This is a genomic window from Arcicella aquatica (assembly GCF_034928825.1).
Classification (GTDB): domain Bacteria; phylum Bacteroidota; class Bacteroidia; order Cytophagales; family Spirosomataceae; genus Arcicella; species Arcicella aquatica.
In genome coordinates this window covers 1-19038 of sequence record NZ_JAYFUL010000021.1, presented here as the reverse complement: position 1 = coordinate 19038, position 19038 = coordinate 1, and the positions used below count along the sequence as shown (strand labels likewise).

Below are 19038 nucleotides of genomic sequence, written 5' to 3'. Positions count from 1 at the left end.
TATAAAAATAATCTTAGTGATAGTAGCACGAGTCGCTAAACCTACCGTGTTTAATGCTTGTTTTTGGTCAATTGATGTTGATTGATAAATGATGATTTGGCGTTTTTTGTTCGCTAAAATACGGATTTGTTTTATTCAATCCTTAACATTTCTATGTGTTCGATGTCGTCTTCTAAATATATTTCACTAACTTGTTGAAAGCCAAAAGATTCATAAAATTGCTTGAGATATAATTGTGCTCCGATTCTGATGGGGCTTCCTGCAAAGATTTTCTCCATCATTTCAATAGATTTTATCATCAATGACTTGCCGAAGCCTCCACCACGTGCCAATGGTGAAGTAACCACTCTGCCAATAGACGCTTCTTCATAAGAAATCCCGGGGGCTATTAGTCGAGTATAAGCGACAATCTTTTGGGTCTCGGTATCAAAACCCATAAAATGAAATGAGACAAGGTCTTTATTGTCCAAATCTTGAAAAGGACAATGCTGCTCAACAATAAAAACTTCATTACGGAGTTGTAGAATTTGGTATAATTCGATTGTAGTTAAGTCTCTGAAATGCTTGAGGTACCAGTGAATGTTCATTATGAAATTAGTTTTGATGAGTAATTGATACAATCGTGAATATACAAAGTTTATTATCTTTGTAAAACTCAAATTTTCAAATATGCTAAATAGATTCATCTGGATTTTAATCATACTGTTTACTTTTCAAGTAGGGAAGGCTCAGAATACAGTTTCTGAATATGAGCAAGCTTATAAAAAAGCATTAGAATTATACAAAAATCATGAGTACGAAAAAGCTAAAATAGCCTTCACGCATCTTGCCAACAATCATGTAGCGACGTCCCTCGTACCCAATACTTTTTACTTTGCTGCCTTGAGTGCCATCCAATTAAAAGAATTTACTGGAGCAAAAGCTACGCTAAAAAATTTAATAGCAGCTTTTCCAAGCTGGGCAGGTAAAGCAGACATTAACTTTTTGTTAAGTGTCTTGGCTTTTGAAGAAAAAAAATACATAGAGGGTTTTGCGATAGCTCAAAAAATTCCTTCGGATTCCCTTCAAAATGAACTAACGGAGATGAAAATATTTTATACCCGTAGGATAGATTCACCGAAACTTATACAAGAGCTATCAAAGAAGTTTCCTAATGAAACGGTTTTGTCTGATAAAGTTGAACAAAATTTAACCATTAATGCTACCTCCGCTGGCGTTACAAAGTCGAGAACCTCTAAAGGATATTTTAATTTTGCCTTGTTAGTGCCAATCGAAATTAAAAATATTGGTATCGATAGGGTCAGGAAAAATCAATATGCTTTGGATTTGTATCAAGGCATGAAATTGGCGAAAGCACAATTATTGAAAGAAGGAGTGACGGTAAATTGCTTTGTATATGACATGGCAAACGAACCCGACGAAATGCTTGAACTGGTCAATAATCGTTCGTTTCAAATGATGGATTTACTCGTTGGACCACTTTATACGGAGACGAATAAAATTGCTTCTGTTTATAGCGAAACCAATCAGATTCCTATCGTGAACCCGATGTCGAATAATCAGAAAATTTTGGAAGATTATAATTTATCGTTCTTGGCTCAGCCTTCGGCATCCATGCAGGCAATGAAGGCCGTTGAGTTTGTTAGTCGACAAGCTTTTATGGGCAGAGACGCAGCTATCTATTACTCTGATGCTACCAACGATTCTGTTACAGCGGAGGTCTATCGAAAACAAATGGAAAAAATTGGCTACGATATTGTTAAGTTTGAAAAGATAAAATCTACTGCTGAAGATATTATGGCGAAACTTCCTGAAAAAAGAGTGAGCCATATTTTTATGGCTACTTCTGAAAAGAAAGCAGGACTTTCGATGATTACGGCCTTGAACAAAAAGGAAATAATGGCTCCGCTGATTACAACTGCGGAGGCTTTCAATAGTTATAATTTAAGTAATGGAACATTGGCGGGCAGGGAAATCTATTGTATTAATCCTGAGTTTATTGATAATGATAAGCCAGAAGTAGATAGTTTCCGAAAAGAATACTTAGCAAAGTATGGCGTTATTCCATCTTATTATGCTTTTCATGGGTATGATTTAGCACTTTTCTGGGGGAGACTCTTCGGGAAAAATGGATATGACATCCGCAAAGGCTTGGATAAGCCAGCTACTTACAATTATTCATATACTTTATTAGGCTTTAATTATTTCAAATCACAAGACAACCAAATTTGCCCAATCACGACTTTGCAAAATTATAAGTTTGTATTGGCGAAGTAGGTTCTTGGGGAGACTTTAGGAATTATGACTTTAGGATTTTGAGACTAGAGGACTTTAGGAATTAGGACTTTAGAATTTTATGACTATAGGACTTTTGGATTTTAGGAATGAAGACTTTAGGGCTAGGAGATTTTAAAATTGATGTCTTTAAGATTATGATTTTGGAGAACGAAGTATTTTAAGTTGCACTTAACTTAAAGTCTTTCAGTCCCAAAATCTTAAAGTCCTCAATCCAAAAGTCTTCTAGTCCCAAAATCCTAAAGCCCTCAATACCAAAGTCAAAAACTCCTAAAGTCCTATAGTCCCAAAATCCTAAAGTCCTTATAAAAAAAACAACAATGACACAATCAGAACAACTTTTTCAGAAAGCTAAAAATTTTATTCCTGGAGGCGTGAATTCGCCAGTAAGAGCATTTCGTGCAGTAGGGGGAAACCCGATATTTATAAAATCAGCAAAAGGAGCCTATTTATATGACGAAGATGGGAATGCTTATATTGAATTAATCAATTCATGGGGACCAATGATATTAGGTCATGCCAATGAACTAGTAGAAAAAGCCGTTTCAGATGCCATTCAAAGTGGTTTTTCATTTGGTGCACCCACACGCAGAGAAGTAGAAATGGCAGAATTGATTTGCTCGATGGTTCCTTCAGTTGAAAAAGTGCGCATGGTAAACTCAGGGACAGAAGCCACGATGTCGGCAGTAAGAGTTGCCAGAGGATATACAGGTAGAGATAAAATGATTAAGTTTGAAGGCAACTATCACGGTCATGGCGACTCCTTCCTTATCGCAGCAGGTTCAGGCGTGATGACATTCGGAAGTCCAGATTCACCAGGCGTAACCAAAGGCGTTGCCAACGATACCCTAACCGCACCTTATAATAATTTAGAAGCCGTGCAAACCCTAGTAGATGCCAATAAAGGGAATATCGCCTGTATCATCCTTGAGCCAGTAGTAGGGAATATGGGGTTGGTAAAACCAGCCGAAGGTTTTTTAGAAGGCTTGCGTACTATTTGTGATAAAGAAGGCATCATCTTGATTTTTGATGAGGTAATGACAGGCTTCCGTTTAGCCAAAGGAGGTTTCCAAGAGCGTTGTGGCGTAACACCCGACATGACCACGATGGGGAAAATCATCGGAGGAGGAATGCCCGTAGGAGCTTATGGTGGTAAGAAAGAAATCATGGACTGTGTATCACCAGCAGGTCCAGTCTATCAAGCAGGAACACTTTCGGGTAATCCGATAGCGATGGCCGCAGGGTTAGCAATGTTGAATCATTTAAACGAAACACCATCTGTTTATGCCCGTTTGGAAGAAGTAGGGACAAGATTAACCGACGGAATGAAAGCCAACATGGATAAGTTAGGATTGAATTATACCTTAAATCATGTAGGCTCTATGTTCACGTTGTTCTTTACCGACAAGGCAGTAAACAATTTTGAAGATGCCAAAACATCTGATACAGTAGCTTTCGGGAAATATTTCCAAGCGATGTTAAAAAGAGGCATATATTTGGCACCATCACAATACGAAGCCATGTTTCTTTCAACAGCCTTGACAGACGAACACATAGCAACTATTTTGCAGGCTAATTACGAAAGCTTACAAGAAATTCAGTAGGTCGAGTTTCCAACTCGACTTAATAAGTAATCCAGTAGGCTAATTTGGATAGTTTAAAGGAAATTTAGTAAAGAATCAGCACGTTAATACTTTACTAGTCCATTCAATCAAAAAATATTTTTTGTAAATTGGAATAAAATTATGAATGCATTTAGACAAAATACAGACCAATTTGGGGTTTATTTAAATAAGCTATATTTAAAGAATGTACGCTGTTTTAAAGGTAATCATGAGATTAATTTGAATGATGGAAATAATAATCCTATTCAATGGACTGTAATCTTAGGGAATAATAATGTTGGGAAGACGACTTTATTAAGAGCTGTGTCATTACTTGAATTTTTTAATAGGAAAAAAAAACAAAAGGTTGATAATGATTTTAGAGAATTTAATCTCTTTCAAAAGTATGTGGCTATTGATGAAAATTTACTTTTTATTGGAAGCGAATTATTATTGAAGGATAAAAATTTTTTAGTGCCGATAAAACAATCTCCATCTACTAATAACGGCTTTGATTCTCTATTTCCAGAATTTTATAAGATACAGCGGGAAAGTTTGAATTTAAATTGGCTTGAAAATCTCAATTTAACATATGAGATTAAAAATAATATATTATATAGCTCTGGTTTTGTTGAAGAATTAAATCATTTCAAGCTCTTTGGCTATGGTACTTCACGCATGATGGTTGATTCTCAGTCTCCTTTACAAGATAGTACACAAGGTCTTTTTGATAATAAAACATTACTACTAAATGTAGAAGAATGGCTCAAGGAATTGCATTTTGCCGCAAACAATAATGTTGATGGAGCTGAACAAAGATATAATCAAGTAAAAGAAATTTTGTGCAGCGGATTATTACCTGATGTAATTGATATTCGTATTCAAACGATTCCTGATAAATCAAGCTATGAAACATTTCCAGTGTTTTTAACTTCAAATAATTGGGTACGAATGGTTGATTTAGGCTATGGTTACCAAGCTACGTTGGCTTGGGTTGCTGATTTAGCTAAGCGAATGTTTGATACATTCCCTGATTTGCCCAATCCTTTACACGGTTCGTCTCTTGTGCTAGTAGATGAAATTGATTTGCATTTACATCCAGAATGGCAACGTAAAATCATTAAATATCTTAGTGACTTATTCCCTAATGTGCAATTCGTCGTCACGGCTCATAGTCCACTTATCATCCAGTCCGCTGATAATGTAAATCTAATAATGCTTGAAAAAGATGATAATCCCGATGGGAATGGTATTAATATTAGGCAAAGATTTGGTTCATTTCAAGGATGGACAATTGATGAAATCTTAACAGAATTGATGAGTTTGGGCGAACGTACTCGTTCAGATTTATATTTAACCTTGATGGAAGATTTTGAAAATGCAATTTTGGAAAATAATTATGAAATGGCTCAGAATATTTATAAGCATTTAGACCAAATTCTTTCACCGAGTAGTTATCAACGCAAAGTTTTACAAATACAAATGTCTTCATTAATACCTGTTGTATTATGATTAAATTAGAAGCAGTTCCACCACCACCAGAACTTACACAAGCACTTGTTGAGGAGTTAACAGCAAAATTCAAACATGATAGAAGTTCTGTTTGGAATAAAGACTTTATTAAAAGGAGGTTACTTGAAATGAGTAATGGTAAATGCGCTTATTCTGAGATTAGACTTCAACAAGAAGGTAAGTATATGGAGGTAGAACATTTTTTACCTAAATCAGCACATCCAGATAAAGTAGTAGAATGGAATAATTTATTGCCTGCTAGTAAGTTTTGTAATATGAAAAAAGGAAATAAAGCTCATCCAATTGTTCATCCAGTTCGTGATAATCCTAAAGAGCATCTTTATATGAGTAACTCCATGATTCTCGGTAAAACTCAAAAAGGAACAAACTCTGTAATCATTTTGGGATTAAATGACCAAGAACATTTATTGAAACCTCGTGCTGAAATTCGTGATGCAACTCAAGCCGAACTTAAGAAACAGAAATATCTCCTATCATTTTATGAAAGGGACACAACCGAGAGTCAAGGTTTATTACTTACAGGATTTCTTATAAACTTGCTAAAACTAGGAACAAGAAAAGAAGCTTATAGTGCAACAGTGGCTACCACAATATTAAATGATCCTCATTATTTAGCAATCAAAAATGTTTTGCAAGCAAATAAGCTTTGGACAAACGAAATAGAAGCATTGGAGGAAGAACTCAAATTCTGTGCTTTAGACACCAAGCCTTGATAGATAAATGGATTGATTCAATCAGTAAATCGAGTTTCCAACTCGACTTGCAAGACGATAAGTCGAGTTAGAAACTCGACCTACAGATTTTATGGAAAACAGCAAAAAAATATTACTCATAGAAGACGATAAGCGGGTTTCGGATAGTGTACGAAATGGACTAGAGAAGAAAAACTTCATCGTTGAACCTGCATACGATGGTTTTATGGGGGCTAGTTTGGCTACGAATAATACTTACGATTTGATTTTGTTGGATGTAAACCTACCTCTAATGAATGGTTTTGAAGTCTGTAAAATCATTCGACAAAATAATATCCTCACGCCCATCTTGATGCTGACAGCGATGGGAGAGGTGGATGATAAAGTAAAGGGCTTAGAGCATGGTGCGGATGATTACTTGGTGAAACCTTTTGAATTCAGAGAGCTGATGGCTAGGATTCAAGCATTAATTAGGCGAGCTAATCAACAACAGGATGTCAGCACAGAAATATTACGAGAAGCGAATTTGGCCTTGAATCTGAGGAGTAAGACCGTCACCCGTGATGAACAAAGTATTGAGCTAACAGCGAGAGAATTTGAACTATTGGAATATATGCTGAGGAACAAAGGACGGGTTTTATCAAAAATGGACATCGTAGAAAACGTGTGGGACTTGAATTTTGATACCAGTACCAATATCGTAGAAGTATATATTAATTACCTCCGCAAAAAAATTGATAGGGAGTTCGAACCCAAACTTATTCATACCAAAACTGGCTTAGGATATGTATTAAAAACCTTGTAATACATGCAAATCAGGTATAAAATAGCCATTCAATTTACCATCATCGTAGCGATTATCTTGCTGATTTTTTCTGCTATTGTCTATCTAAGGGCTGAAAATCAACAACAAAAAAACTTCTATGACCGCCTTCAGGCTCGTTCAAATACTACGGCTCGTTTACTAGTAGATGTACAGGAATTTACCCCAAGACTGTTGAAATTAATTGATAGAAATTCTTCTTTGCGCCTTGCTGATGAAGAGGTATTCGTCTTTAATTTTAAGAATGAATTGCTGTATTCAAACGTAGAGCATCAGGCTAATTATATCTCTAATAGCTTGTTGGAAAAGATAAGACAAGAAGGCAAGGTGACTTTCAATAGCGATGAGCGACATGTGGTGGGAGTATTGTTCGCTGGCAAATTTGATAGATTTGTAGTAGTAGCTTCGGCCACTGATAAAATTGGTATTGCTCAGAAGGAAAATCTGATTAAAACCCTGACCATTGGTTTAATATCGGGTATTTTAATTACGATTGTTTTAGGGATATTTTTTGCCAGTCAGGCACTAAAGCCTATTCAATCGATTAATGAAGAGATTTCAAGAATTACGGCACATAACCTCAAAAAACGATTGGACGAAGGGAATGGGAAGGATGAAATCGCCGAGCTGTCTGTCAATTTTAACGATATGCTTCAAAGACTTGAAATGGCTTTTCTCCAACAAAAACAGTTTGTTTCACAGGCTTCGCATGAACTCAGAACGCCATTGGCAGCCCTGAAAACAGAGGTGCAAGTTGGTCTGGAGGAGGAACATTCTATGGAAGAATATCAGCAAATGCTAAGGAATATTTTGAACGATACAGAAAGGTTGATTCAATTATCCAACGGACTTTTGCAGTTAGCCAAAACCATAGATGAAGGCGAAAAGTTTGTATTTGAAGTGTTGAGAACGGAGGAAATATTATTGAATGCTCAAAAAGCTGTGCAAAACAGTCATCAACATTATAAAATCATCTTCGGCTTTGAGATGATTCCCGAGGAAGATAACCTTACTTTAATCAATGGAAACGAAGTATTGTTAGAAAACCTCTTTGTGAATCTGCTGGAAAATGCCTGTAAATATTCTTCCAATCAGCAAGCTAATATTTTGTTGAGTTTTGATAAAAAGTATTGCATCATCAAAATAAAAGACAAAGGTATTGGTATTTCAACAAGCGATTTACCCTACATTTTTAATCCTTTCTACCGAGCTAGAAACACTAACAATATCAAAGGCTTTGGCATTGGTTTGTCGGTAGCCAAACACATCATTGAACTTCACAATGGCATTATACAGGTAAAAAGTAAGCTAAACTTGGGCACAGAGTTTATTGTAAAAATTCCGCACTGTTAATTTTTATCTTTCTAAGGGAATTCTAATATTAGATTAAGCTATCCTTAAGGTTAAAACAAGACCTTTGTCATGTAACAACAGCATACTAGACCATTGATACATTAATGAAATGATAGCTCAGGAGAAATTAAAGTGTCGATGAAAGGATTACTGTTATAACGTAGTAGAATAATTTGATCTGTTAGCGAATCACCGTTAGTCATGCTGGCGGTGATTTTTGTATATCAATTTTTTTATCTCAATATTTAACTATTTAATGTTATTAGCTTAAACCATATATATGCAGACTTTACTAATTATTACTTTTGTGATTGGCTATTTGGCCATTGCTTTTGAACACCCTATCCACCTTAATAAAACCGCCACCGCCTTGATTACAGGGGTTTTATGCTGGACAATCTACATCCTCTTTGCTGATGAACCAACGTTGGTTGGGGAGGAACTGTCCCATCATTTAGGGAGTGTTTCTGAAATCCTCTTTTTTCTATTAGGAGCCATGACGATTGTTGAGTTAATAGACGCTCATCATGGATTCAAGATTATTACAGATAAAATTACCAGTAAAAACAAGGTTGTTTTATTATGGATTATCGCCCTCATTACTTTTTTCTTATCAGCTGCTTTAGATAACCTTACTACGGCTATTGTGATGGTTTCTGTGTTGAGAAAACTGATTAGGGACAAAGAAACTAGGATGCTTTTTGCAGGGGTTGTGATTATTGCGGCTAATTCAGGGGGTGCTTGGTCGCCGATTGGTGATGTTACGACTACCATGCTTTGGATTGGCGGACAAGTGACTGCTACTGCTATCATGAAAGGCTTGTTATTACCAAGTTTGGTTTCGCTCATTGTGCCTTTGATTTATCTTTCTTTTACGATGAAAGGAAATATTCAAGCCTTTGATTCAAAAGATATGAAGGCCGACAAGAATATTCCGTTGGCTCGCAAACATTCTATTATCATGCTGATAGCAGGTTTGGGAATGCTGTTATTAGTGCCTGTTTTCAAAACAATTACTCATTTACCTCCTTATATGGGCGTTTTGTTAGGGTTAGGTATTGTTTGGGTGGTTTCTGAAATACTCCATCATGGCAGAGATGAAGCCGAACGTAAGCCCTATACGGTGGCTTATGCATTGAGTAAAATAGATTCTTCGAGTATCTTGTTTTTCTTAGGGATACTCTTGGCAATTGGCTCTTTAGAGGCTACTCACCTGTTAACAGATTTGGCAGCGTGGATGGATACTACTATTGGTAATCAGGATATTATTGTCATTACAATCGGGTTGGCATCGGCCATTATCGATAATGTTCCTTTGGTGGCGGCTTCGATGGGAATGTATGATTTAGCAAGCTTCCCGACTGATTCTAAGCTTTGGGAATTTATGGCTTATTGTGCTGGAACGGGCGGAAGTGTCTTGATTATTGGCTCAGCTTCGGGAGTGGCTGTGATGGGAATGGAAAAGATAGATTTTTTGTGGTACTTAAAGAAAATCAGCTTTTTGGCTTTGATAGGCTATTTTGCAGGTATTGTTGTTTATTTGTTGTAAGATACTCATGGCATGACTTCCAATTAATTGGTAATTAGGATAAACCTGACAGAGTCATGCCATGAGTATTTTTTCTATTAGAGGGTGACTTAAGTCCTACTAATTACCCACAAGTGTATAAATAACTAACAATCAAGCTCTTATCTCTAGCGAGGGACTTAAGTCCCTCGCTAGAGATAAGAGCTTCAAGTAATCAGGCTGTGACATGAGTCGACCAAAGCTCGGTTTGAAAGGCGATTTAAGCCCATTTCAATCAATTCTATCAATAATCACATCTTCATTTCAACTTTCTTAAAAGATGTGGGTAATCAGTAGGACTTAAGTCACCCTCTAATAGAAAGTTTTTCACCGCTCTGAAGTTAATTTGCTTTTTAATGATGCAAAATTTCCGACTACTGCTACTGGCTCTATTTTAATCATAATCTGTGCAACTACCGCATCATTTTCTTCTGTCAAGGTAAAAGATGCCTTGTCTTGAAAATTTAATAAAAGGCGTTTTTGCAGATTCTTCATTCCCACGCCTTCGTCACTGGTTTTGTTAATGAGCTTCCCTGTATTAATCACTTTCAGGGTAAAAATATTTTGCTTATAATCAGATACAATCATCAGTTTACCTCCCAACTTGTTTTTACCAATTCCATGCTTAATGGCGTTTTCTACCAATAACTGCACCGACATAGGAGGGACGCTTAGGCTAAGTGTTTCGGGTTTGATATCAAAAGAATATTCTAGTCTTTTTTCATACCTTATTTTTTCCAGAAAGAGATAATCTCTGACCAACATCAATTCCATCTCAAGCGATACCAATTGCTGATTGCCCATTGTCAGGGATGTCCTGAGCAATTGTGATAATTCAGTCAATGCTTGACGAGCAAGTTCTGGGTCAAAAATAGTGAGTGCCTTAATGCTATTGATTGCATTAAAAAGAAAATGAGGATTGAGTTGGTTTTTCAGGTTTTCGAGCTCAGCAGTTTTCAATGACATTTCAGCATTCGCCAACTGCAATTCTTTTCTTTGTGCATTCCGATTGCTTAAGAAAAGATGGAAAAATAAAAACCAAATAATTACATAACGGATTGACTCTAGGTAAAACTGATAATAATCATACGCTTCAAGTTCGATGCCCAAACTCGGTTTTCTATATCTTTGAAAACCAAAAAAATAATCAATTAAAAAAAAGCATAAGCCTAATAGCAAAGTAGCTACCAACGGAAAAACAATCATTTGTCCGTTTTCTCTTTCTCGTTTTAAATAAATTTTTGAATAAAAGTGCGTAAAAAGAACCCCTACGATGAAATTAACGCTCAAGTAGGAACCCAGGGGCATAGGTTGTTCAAAGTATTTAGTTAAAGGTTGTCTGAGAACAAGTGTTGTAAAAAGCCACCAAGAAATTTGCATTACCCAGTAAACCCTATAAGAGAAAAAACTCATGTTAGATGCGCATCGTTGAACTGATTGATTATAAATCAAACATAAAGAGTTTTTTGTTAAAAACCAATATCAATGACTAAAGGTTGAAAGATAAATTGTCCTTTATTAGGAAGATAAATTCCACGGCAACCAGCTTCAAATTGTTGAGAGAAACGCAAAAGGTGGAATTGTGCGGTGAAATCAAAACCAATAGAGGTGAAGTTGCCCGTATCCGAACCTTTGTAAGTAACTGTCCGTCCATTTTTTGTTTCAGTCCAATTATAATTGGTTTCGCCTTGCCCTAAATCCATAAACAGATTGGCTTTCAATCTTTTTAGGTAAACCAATCTCCCCAAATTCCAGTCAGGGTCAAATAAAGGTAGCCTGTATTCTACCGAGCCAGTCGTTAAATCTTCAAAAGCTCTGTAGCCATACCCACGAGGGAAAAAGGTAGGGCTAGCGAAAATATATAGATTACTGTTCGGCGAACCAATGGCATTTTTAAAGCCAGCTTGATGTTGGAATGCCGCTCTCAAACGAAGGCTATGATGCGGAAAAAATCCTGGGAAATACATACTTCCTTGCACAACGGTAAGCCCCCCTTGTAAGCTACCGCCAAAGGGTAAATTCCTTGTATAAAAGTTAATGCTTTGTCCCCAACGTGGTGCTATATCTCTGACTGCTCTTTTCAATTGTCTGCTATAGGCAAATGTATAAATCATCGAGCTCAACGTTCCGTTAAAGCTTTCTGAAAGATAACGGTCTTGTAAATCATAACCTGATACTTGTGTGATTGCCGTATTTACGCCAACTTCTAACGATTGGTAATATTTTGAACGAGTAAAGTTAAACGGCAAAGTCACTCCAACGACGATTTGCTGTTGATTCCATTTGTCCGACCTTAAGCTATCCAAAGGATTGGCCCTGTCAATATAAATATTGGTTTGTCGCTGTCCGTTGGTATAATTGACATTTATTTTCGGATACCATGCTTCAAAACTCAAATCCGCAAAGAATTGCCCTGTCTTCTCGTTAGCATTGTAAGAATACCCCGTACTGATGGCGGTAGTACTTAGCAAATCCTGCGAAGTAATTCCCATATTCAGCTTGTTGTTATTCGAGCTAAACACAGCTCCCCAACTATAAATATTAAAGATGTTGGCTTTACTATATGGTTTAGTGTCAAAAGTCTGATTCCCTATACTTTTAAGCAAATTTTCTCCTGCTTCTTGTCTCAATAGTGCTCCAAAAAGCTTCACTGGCTTGTGGAGGGTTTCATCAAAGGCTAAAAATTGATTGGGACTAAAAGGCATTGCTACAACTCTATGGCCATTTTCAGTAAAATCATTAAAATACAATAGCTTTCCATCAGCCGAAAAAGCAGGGTTGAATGCCCCAAATTTGCGATTAGTTACCTGATAACGCTTGTTAGTGGTAAGGTCGAAAGCAAAAATATTATCAATCCCCGTTACACCAGAATTGAACAACACATAGTTCCCCGACTTAACAGGATGTGCAATGTTTTCAGTAATAGGGCTAAACAATTCTTTTTCAGCATAGCTGTCAGCGTTGATGCTAACTATATTTTTTTTGCCATTCAGTAGCTTTACTGCCAATATTTCATTGTCAGTCGTCCAGCGCGGGTGGATATAAAAAGCATTGTTTGGATTAGGAATCCTTGCTATTTCTTTACCGCTTTCAGTTGCTAGTACGACTAAATTATACTTGTTTTCAGCAGTAGTTTCCACGACCACTATCTTACTGGCATCATTTGATAGGGCAGGGGCTGCAAATTTGGTTTTATGGGTTATCATTTTAGTGGTTTCCGTATTAAAGTCATACACTTTGATAACCGAATAATCTCGCTGTCCCCAACGAACATCAAAATTAAATTCCGCCCACGCCACTTTAGGACCAGCTACTGATAGCATGCCCGCATTATTAAAAATGCCTAGTTCAATTACTTTTTCTTCCGTATTTTGTTTATCCAGCATAACAAACTGCTGAATATCTGAAAGTCCCGATTTTAAGGCTAGTACCCTGCCATCTGGTAAAATCTGTGGAAACTCATAATTGGTAAAAAACTTATTTTTACTGTTTTGAAGACTAGCAACGGGCGTTTCCTCCATGTCTTTCAACTGTGTTTGCCATCGTTGTTTGGCATCCTCAAAGGCATTTGAATAAAGCTGTTCTGTTGTTAACCTTGTTGCTTTTTTAATGTTGTTAGAGAAAGAAAAAGGGTAGAATGGCATTCTATAAGTACCCTCCAAAATTTTATCCCAAGCATCAACGCCATATTTGGTCTTCATGTAAGACGTCATCAGATAACCATTCACATAATGATTAGGGATGAAATTTTTATACGAACCGCCCACTGCTTTGGAATAGCTATAAGCCCCTTTGGTCAACAATTGCGTGCGCAAAGCCATGTCAAAAGCAGGGATTTTTCCTCTGCCCGAAGTCGTTAAAGCTGATTCTGTTCCCACGGCATCACCCTCTGTAAACCAGTTTGGCACCGCCAATGAGTTGATGATTCCTAAGCCATTGTTCCCAAAAATGGTATAAACTAGCTTCGTAATGCCCGTAATGGCTTTATCGTACTGTACAACGTGTCTGAATTCGTGTACTGCCAATAAATCTAGCCAATTGTTTGTGCCAAGCAGGGTATAGTCTTGTGGAGGAGTAGTGTAAAACTCTGAACGACGCGGGAATAACGAAACAAAACCATTGGAAACTGTCGTTTGATTTTGAAGGAGGATAGAAATCGGACGCGGATTATGCCCCAGACTATTACTGACGGGTTGATAAACGGTTTCTAACACATTGGCCGTTCGTTGTCCTATCGACTGGATATTGGTTGGAAAAATTAAACGAAAGTGCGGTGTTTTTATCTGCGACCATTTTAAGGAGGCAGGATTTTGAGATAAATTAACTGAGTTTTCTTGAGCAAAAATTTGGCATCCCCCCAACAGGGTAAATAAAAAAATGAGTACTCTTTTCATAGATTTTACACAGTAAAAATGGATTAGGAATGTTGGAATTTGTCACGACTTCAAGACATGCGCCATAAGTATTTTTAGGAAACGTATTGCTGACGCCTAGCATGTTGGAGATAACTCCAACATCGACACCATATTCATTACTATTAGCGGGTGACTTAAGTCACCCGCTAATAGTAATGAATATATAATAGGCTGTTTGTCAGTTGTTTAATTCTCGTTGACTAACCTCTCAAAACTCATCACTCACACCTACAAATACTCCTCAAACCTTTCATATAAATTTATAATATAAGCTTTGTTCCCATTAGGATTTTTTAAGCTCTTAGTAAATTCATACCAGAAACCATCACCAATCGAAAGAAATTTTCCTGCCGTTTTAGGTTCCGCTTTACTTGCCTTATCAGTAATAAAATCACCGATAAAAATATGCTGTAGCAAATCGCTAGCTTCTTCCCACGAAATCTTTTTATGGTCTACCACCTCTGCAACGCTTGTTGTCGCTTCTACGGTTCTGTTGGTATAATGTAAATTCAATTCAAAAGTCGAAGTGCTTTTATCTTTTTCTATTTTTTTAAATATCAATTTAAAAGGCGCTTCCTTGCCATAGGTTTCATATACCGCTTGCGTAAGCTCTTGTAATAAATATTCCCATGCATCGTGGTTAATAAGATTGCCCTTCGCTTTTTGATTAATCGTAATTTCCAGAAAATTCTGTTCTTCCTCCAACGCCTTCGTGTTGAATTTTTCAGGAGTTTTGCTCAGGAGGTTTAAGATAGGCGCTTCCCATGCTTTCGACAACTCGCCAGCCCATGCCAAATCTTCATTACCTGTAAATCCTTCTTCCAAAATCTCCTCGTCGCTCAATTCGTCTCGATAAGTATAGGCAATTTCAAATTTGGTATCAATAAAATTTTCCTTAAAATCTAAAGTCAGGAGAATCTGATGAGAGAAAGGAGGAGGCAAAATATCTGCCGTCTCGAATTTGATTTCTAATTGTGATAATTTATCTACTTTCATGCTTTTTATTAAGTAATTGAGTGATTTAATGAATGAGTGATTGAGCAATTAATATATTTAAAATAAATACATTCCCTTTTTGCTAGGTCGTTTAATGTTGCCTCATTATTTAAGCCTCAATGTTTTTTTTACAAATTTAATCTTTTTATAGTGGCTTTTTTATCAATTTTTCCCGTGGGTGTTTCCGAAAAACTAAAAATCGTAAAAATGTTTTTAGGAACCTGATAAATATCTAAATCATTTTTCACTTTTTCAAGCAACGTCCGTTTTATGTCGTCGCTAAGCTTGTCAGTTTCAACGACTAGAATTAACTTTTGTCCAAGTCTATCATCAGGAATGCCAAAAGCAAAAAATCGGTTGATATTAAGCGGTTTTAAGTAAGGCTCAAAGATATTTTCTACTTTTTCTAATTGAATTTTTACGCCACCGCTATTAATAATATTATCGTATCTGCCCGTCAGTTTAAACTGATTATCGGGTAAGATTTCCACTAAATCATTGGTTTGTATCAATTCAAAATTAGTAGCCGCCGCCACGATGTTCAAACAACTTCGTTCGTCGATACCAATCTTTACACCTTCTAATACACAAAAATGTGCGTTGCTATTGCTTCCATTCAGCTTTTTAATGGCAATGTGCGATACCGTCTCCGTCATGCCATAGGTACTATACACAGGAACTGATAATTGTTGAATTTGTTCCGCCAATTGATTATTGGTGGCAGCTCCGCCCACGATGATAGCCTTCATCTTGTTCAATGTATCTATTTGTGCTTGGTGTTGGCTCTCTAAGATGCTTTGTAATTGTAGGGGCACAAAAGCGGCAAAATCAATAGCCTCGTTTGAGATAGCACCAAGGGGATTATTACTAGGTGGAACAATAATCAGTTTTAAACCCAATACCATGCCTCGCACCAACATCATCGTACCTGCAATATAATCTACATTAAGACAAACTAGCGCTACATCACCTTTGGTTAAACAAAAAGTTTTTCCAGTAAGCACCGCACTCGCCTCCATTTGTGTTCTGGTAAGGGTAATGGGCTTGGGTTCGCCTGTTGAGCCAGACGTCTTTAATATAAATGTCTGCTCTTGGCTCAACCATTTTTTACAAAACGCTATTACTTTTTTGTCATACTCCGAAGCGGGGTTCGGTAAATGATTATAATTATCAATGATCATGGGATAGAAAAACAGAAACACTCCTAAAAACGCTAAAGATAGCATTTTTGAGGAGTGTTTTAAGTAAAAACACAATCGATTTTCTAAGAAACCTTTATTGTGTTTTTGGTACTATCAAAAACGGCGGCGAATTGTGTTAGTGGACTAGCTGCTGGTCCATTGATTACTTTTCCTGTCAAATCAAAGTTTGATCCATGATTTGAACAATTAAAACGGTTATTATCTGGTTCAAAACTTACAGTTGTTCCTTGATGTGTACATGCCTTAGCTACAGCAATATACGTGCCAGTTTTTGTACGTGCTACAATTACGTCACCGCTCACTATCGCTTTGCCATCGGTCTTTAAATCAGCAAAGCTTGCACTTGTTAAATCTATCGTAAAATCGATTGTTCCATTTGCTTTTAAGTTGTTGCCTGTTATGCCGGTAGTCGTTCCTCCGCCATTATTCCCTCCAGTATTCCCACCGTTATTGGCTGGGGTTGGTGTCGAATCGTTTTTACAGCTTGTCATGCAATTTTGTAAAATTATTGCCCCAACACTCACTCCGACGAGTGATAAAAATTCTTTACGTTCCATAAGATGATGATTTTAAAAGTAAATTGAGTAAGATTTAGTTTATTGCCTATACGCCAAAAACTTTGACGGAGTTGCGTTAGTTATATTAATTAATAAAGTGAATGATTCAGAAAATCATCCTTTAGTGTTGAGTATTAGGCTTAATATGTCTTTATTTTGTAGGAAAAATGTCTTTTTGACAATCGTTTTTGTAAAACATTTAATTTTTTAATCTGTATTTTATCTATTTTGCAGATTTATTATCTATATTATTTATCAATAATAAATATATTATCCATATTTATTAATTTTGTTAGAGGTTTTTATCAGTTTTTAGTGTAATAGCATTATCAAATTTTATTAAAACAGGCAGCACTACGTGCTCTGGACAATCATCATTTAATCAATTTATACAAAGCCATGGCAGAATCTGAAGATAAATTTTTAAACCCTATCAATAAAGATAAAGTAGCCGAAAATCCGGGGCTACTTCCTTATGCACATACCACGGGGAGTGCCGTTATCAAACCTGAGGATATGGGCAAAACCAAAGGGCGGTCGGTGCTGGCAATGCGTCAACAGACTGATAGACAGATGAATCAGTTGTACGAACAGATGGAGACACTCGCACGTCAGGCTAAACTATTAGCACAACGGAAGGAAATATCTGAACGTATTTATGATGCCGCTATCGGCTTTGAACCAATTATTAACGAAACCTATTATATGTACGAGAAAGAGAATGGTACAGATTTACTATCGTTGATAGCACCCAACGAATGGGGGCGTTCTTTTAAATATAGTCGGTACTTGGCAAAGTGTTTATTACTCGCCGACCACACGTGGGATGTGCATTATAACGAAGAGCTTAACAAAGAATAATTGGAGCTTTGTGAATGAGTGATTAATTTTGGGTTCATTTACTTTAGTATAGCTTAAACATTTTAATATTATAATAATATGCAGTGGGAAACCCTTAAAGAATACAAAGAGATTTTATTTACTTTTCATGAAGGAATCGCCAAAATCTCAATCAATCGTCCGCAAGTGCACAATGCTTTTACGCCCTTGACGGTAAAAGAAATGATTGATGCCATGAACATTTGTCGTGATACAGAAGAAATTGGGGTAATTATTTTGACAGGTGAGGGTGGAAAAGCATTTTGTTCTGGTGGTGACCAATCTGTGCGTGGACACGGAGGGTATATCGGTGATGATACTGTACCAAGACTAAATGTGTTGGATTTACAAAGACAAATTCGCTCTATTCCTAAGCCAGTAGTGGCGATGGTAGCGGGCTGGGCTATCGGTGGCGGACACGTTTTACACGTAGTGTGTGATTTGTCAATTGCGGCTGAGAACGCTCGTTTTGGACAAACAGGGCCAAACGTGGGTTCGTTTGATGGAGGCTTCGGAGCATCTTATTTAGCCAGAGTAGTAGGTCAGAAGAAGGCACGTGAGATTTGGTTTTTATGCGACCAATACAATGCACAGGAAGCATTAGACATGGGTCTTGTTAATAAGGTTGTACCTTTGGAACAACTAGAAGAAACAACGGTAGCGTGGTGTAAGAAGATTTTAGAAAAAAGTCCATTAGCACTAAGAATGTTGAAATCATCATTCAATGCTGAACTAGACGGACAGGCAGGTATTCAAGAATTAGCAGGCAATGCCACACTACTTTATTATCTTTCGGATGAGGCGAAAGAAGGTAAAAATGCCTTCTTAGAAAAACGCAAGCCAGACTTTAGTAAGTTTCCAAAGTTTCCCTGATAATAAATTCCGAAAGCCTCCTAAGCTTTCGGAATTTTTATTTAGTTTTGAACCGAAGGGTAGAGGCTTTGATAATTAATTATAAAAAATACTCATGGCATGAGTGTAAGGTTAACCCTTTCTATTAGCGGGTGACTTAAGTCCTACTGATTACCCACATCTTTTAAAAAGTTGAAATGTAAATGTAATTATTGATCAAATTAGCTTAAATGTACATAAATAGTCTTTAAAACCAAGCGTTGAAGCCCT

At 36.8% G+C, this 19038-nt stretch carries 15 protein-coding genes; 9 read left to right on the top strand and 6 right to left on the bottom strand.

The genetic code is table 11. The annotated features are described in order from the left end of the window. Window positions 1–131 precede the first annotated feature (131 nt). Window positions 132–587 (bottom strand): GNAT family N-acetyltransferase, encoded by a 456-nt coding sequence (locus VB264_RS13530; RefSeq protein ID WP_309922758.1) that lies wholly within the window; start codon window positions 585–587, stop codon window positions 132–134. Window positions 588–669: 82 nt separating this feature from the next. Between VB264_RS13530 and VB264_RS13525 the strand changes: the two genes are divergently transcribed. The 7 genes from VB264_RS13525 (at window position 670) to nhaD (ending at window position 9849) form a co-directional block, all read left to right on the top strand. Next, window positions 670–2277 carry an ABC transporter substrate-binding protein gene (locus VB264_RS13525; RefSeq protein ID WP_323250166.1) on the top strand — a complete coding sequence of 536 codons (1608 nt, stop codon included), beginning with the start codon at window positions 670–672 and terminating at the stop codon, window positions 2275–2277. A 338-nt stretch (window positions 2278–2615) separates the two neighbouring features. Continuing rightward, window positions 2616–3899, top strand: a complete 1284-nt coding sequence (gene hemL, locus VB264_RS13520) for a glutamate-1-semialdehyde 2,1-aminomutase (protein ID WP_323250164.1) — start codon at window positions 2616–2618, stop codon at window positions 3897–3899. 141 nt (window positions 3900–4040) lie between these two features. Continuing rightward, the gene (locus VB264_RS13515) at window positions 4041–5411 is read left to right on the top strand and encodes an AAA family ATPase (protein WP_323250162.1); all 1371 of its coding nucleotides are present in this window, start codon (window positions 4041–4043) and stop codon (window positions 5409–5411) included. Next, on the top strand, window positions 5408–6145 hold the full coding sequence (locus VB264_RS13510; protein ID WP_323250161.1) for an HNH endonuclease family protein: 738 nt from the start codon (window positions 5408–5410) through the stop codon (window positions 6143–6145). Before VB264_RS13515 ends, VB264_RS13510 begins: the two co-directional genes overlap by 4 nt. 91 nt (window positions 6146–6236) lie before the next feature. Further along, on the top strand, window positions 6237–6929 hold the full coding sequence (locus VB264_RS13505) for a response regulator transcription factor (RefSeq protein ID WP_309922752.1): 693 nt from the start codon (window positions 6237–6239) through the stop codon (window positions 6927–6929). A gap of 3 nt (window positions 6930–6932) precedes the next feature. Beyond that, the gene (locus VB264_RS13500) at window positions 6933–8300 is read left to right on the top strand and encodes a HAMP domain-containing sensor histidine kinase (RefSeq protein ID WP_323250159.1); all 1368 of its coding nucleotides are present in this window, start codon (window positions 6933–6935) and stop codon (window positions 8298–8300) included. Window positions 8301–8580: 280 nt separating this feature from the next. Further along, window positions 8581–9849 (top strand): sodium:proton antiporter NhaD, encoded by a 1269-nt coding sequence (gene nhaD / locus VB264_RS13495; protein ID WP_323250157.1) that lies wholly within the window; start codon window positions 8581–8583, stop codon window positions 9847–9849. A 345-nt stretch (window positions 9850–10194) separates the two neighbouring features. Here the strand turns inward: nhaD and VB264_RS13490 are convergent, their stop codons facing one another. From VB264_RS13490 to VB264_RS13470, 5 genes are all read right to left on the bottom strand, one after another. Continuing rightward, window positions 10195–11280: a sensor histidine kinase gene (locus VB264_RS13490; protein ID WP_323250155.1), complete on the bottom strand. Its 1086-nt coding sequence runs from the start codon at window positions 11278–11280 to the stop codon at window positions 10195–10197. Between the two features lie 56 nt (window positions 11281–11336). Continuing rightward, window positions 11337–14261, bottom strand: coding sequence for a BamA/TamA family outer membrane protein (locus VB264_RS13485; RefSeq protein ID WP_323250153.1), 2925 nt, complete (start codon window positions 14259–14261; stop codon window positions 11337–11339). 249 nt (window positions 14262–14510) lie between these two features. After that, the gene (locus tag VB264_RS13480; protein ID WP_323250151.1) at window positions 14511–15278 is read right to left on the bottom strand and encodes a hypothetical protein; all 768 of its coding nucleotides are present in this window, start codon (window positions 15276–15278) and stop codon (window positions 14511–14513) included. A 128-nt stretch (window positions 15279–15406) separates the two neighbouring features. Beyond that, window positions 15407–16504 carry an AMP-binding protein gene (locus VB264_RS13475; protein WP_323250149.1) on the bottom strand — a complete coding sequence of 366 codons (1098 nt, stop codon included), beginning with the start codon at window positions 16502–16504 and terminating at the stop codon, window positions 15407–15409. A 38-nt stretch (window positions 16505–16542) separates the two neighbouring features. Beyond that, entirely contained in the window at window positions 16543–17037 is a 495-nt protein-coding gene (locus VB264_RS13470; protein ID WP_323250147.1) for a QcrA and Rieske domain-containing protein, read from the bottom strand. A 399-nt stretch (window positions 17038–17436) separates the two neighbouring features. On the opposite strand from VB264_RS13470, the gene VB264_RS13465 reads away from it, so the two are divergent. Continuing rightward, window positions 17437–17898: a DUF2452 domain-containing protein gene (locus VB264_RS13465; RefSeq protein WP_323250146.1), complete on the top strand. Its 462-nt coding sequence runs from the start codon at window positions 17437–17439 to the stop codon at window positions 17896–17898. A gap of 78 nt (window positions 17899–17976) precedes the next feature. Continuing rightward, the gene (gene menB, locus VB264_RS13460) at window positions 17977–18789 is read left to right on the top strand and encodes a 1,4-dihydroxy-2-naphthoyl-CoA synthase (protein WP_323250144.1); all 813 of its coding nucleotides are present in this window, start codon (window positions 17977–17979) and stop codon (window positions 18787–18789) included. Window positions 18790–19038: the final 249 nt, after the last annotated feature.

What these genes read in the sequence shown, in the direction of transcription:
- VB264_RS13530 (WP_309922758.1), bottom strand. Translation starts at nt 587, where the DNA reads ATGAACATTCACTGGTACCTCAAGCATTTCAGAGACTTAACTACAATC.
- VB264_RS13525 (WP_323250166.1), top strand. Translation starts at nt 670, where the DNA reads ATGCTAAATAGATTCATCTGGATTTTAATCATACTGTTTACTTTTCAA.
- hemL (WP_323250164.1), top strand. Translation starts at nt 2,616, where the DNA reads ATGACACAATCAGAACAACTTTTTCAGAAAGCTAAAAATTTTATTCCT.
- VB264_RS13515 (WP_323250162.1), top strand. Translation starts at nt 4,041, where the DNA reads ATGAATGCATTTAGACAAAATACAGACCAATTTGGGGTTTATTTAAAT.
- VB264_RS13510 (WP_323250161.1), top strand. Translation starts at nt 5,408, where the DNA reads ATGATTAAATTAGAAGCAGTTCCACCACCACCAGAACTTACACAAGCA.
- VB264_RS13505 (WP_309922752.1), top strand. Translation starts at nt 6,237, where the DNA reads ATGGAAAACAGCAAAAAAATATTACTCATAGAAGACGATAAGCGGGTT.
- VB264_RS13500 (WP_323250159.1), top strand. Translation starts at nt 6,933, where the DNA reads ATGCAAATCAGGTATAAAATAGCCATTCAATTTACCATCATCGTAGCG.
- nhaD (WP_323250157.1), top strand. Translation starts at nt 8,581, where the DNA reads ATGCAGACTTTACTAATTATTACTTTTGTGATTGGCTATTTGGCCATT.
- VB264_RS13490 (WP_323250155.1), bottom strand. Translation starts at nt 11,280, where the DNA reads ATGAGTTTTTTCTCTTATAGGGTTTACTGGGTAATGCAAATTTCTTGG.
- VB264_RS13485 (WP_323250153.1), bottom strand. Translation starts at nt 14,261, where the DNA reads ATGAAAAGAGTACTCATTTTTTTATTTACCCTGTTGGGGGGATGCCAA.
- VB264_RS13480 (WP_323250151.1), bottom strand. Translation starts at nt 15,278, where the DNA reads ATGAAAGTAGATAAATTATCACAATTAGAAATCAAATTCGAGACGGCA.
- VB264_RS13475 (WP_323250149.1), bottom strand. Translation starts at nt 16,504, where the DNA reads ATGCTATCTTTAGCGTTTTTAGGAGTGTTTCTGTTTTTCTATCCCATG.
- VB264_RS13470 (WP_323250147.1), bottom strand. Translation starts at nt 17,037, where the DNA reads ATGGAACGTAAAGAATTTTTATCACTCGTCGGAGTGAGTGTTGGGGCA.
- VB264_RS13465 (WP_323250146.1), top strand. Translation starts at nt 17,437, where the DNA reads ATGGCAGAATCTGAAGATAAATTTTTAAACCCTATCAATAAAGATAAA.
- menB (WP_323250144.1), top strand. Translation starts at nt 17,977, where the DNA reads ATGCAGTGGGAAACCCTTAAAGAATACAAAGAGATTTTATTTACTTTT.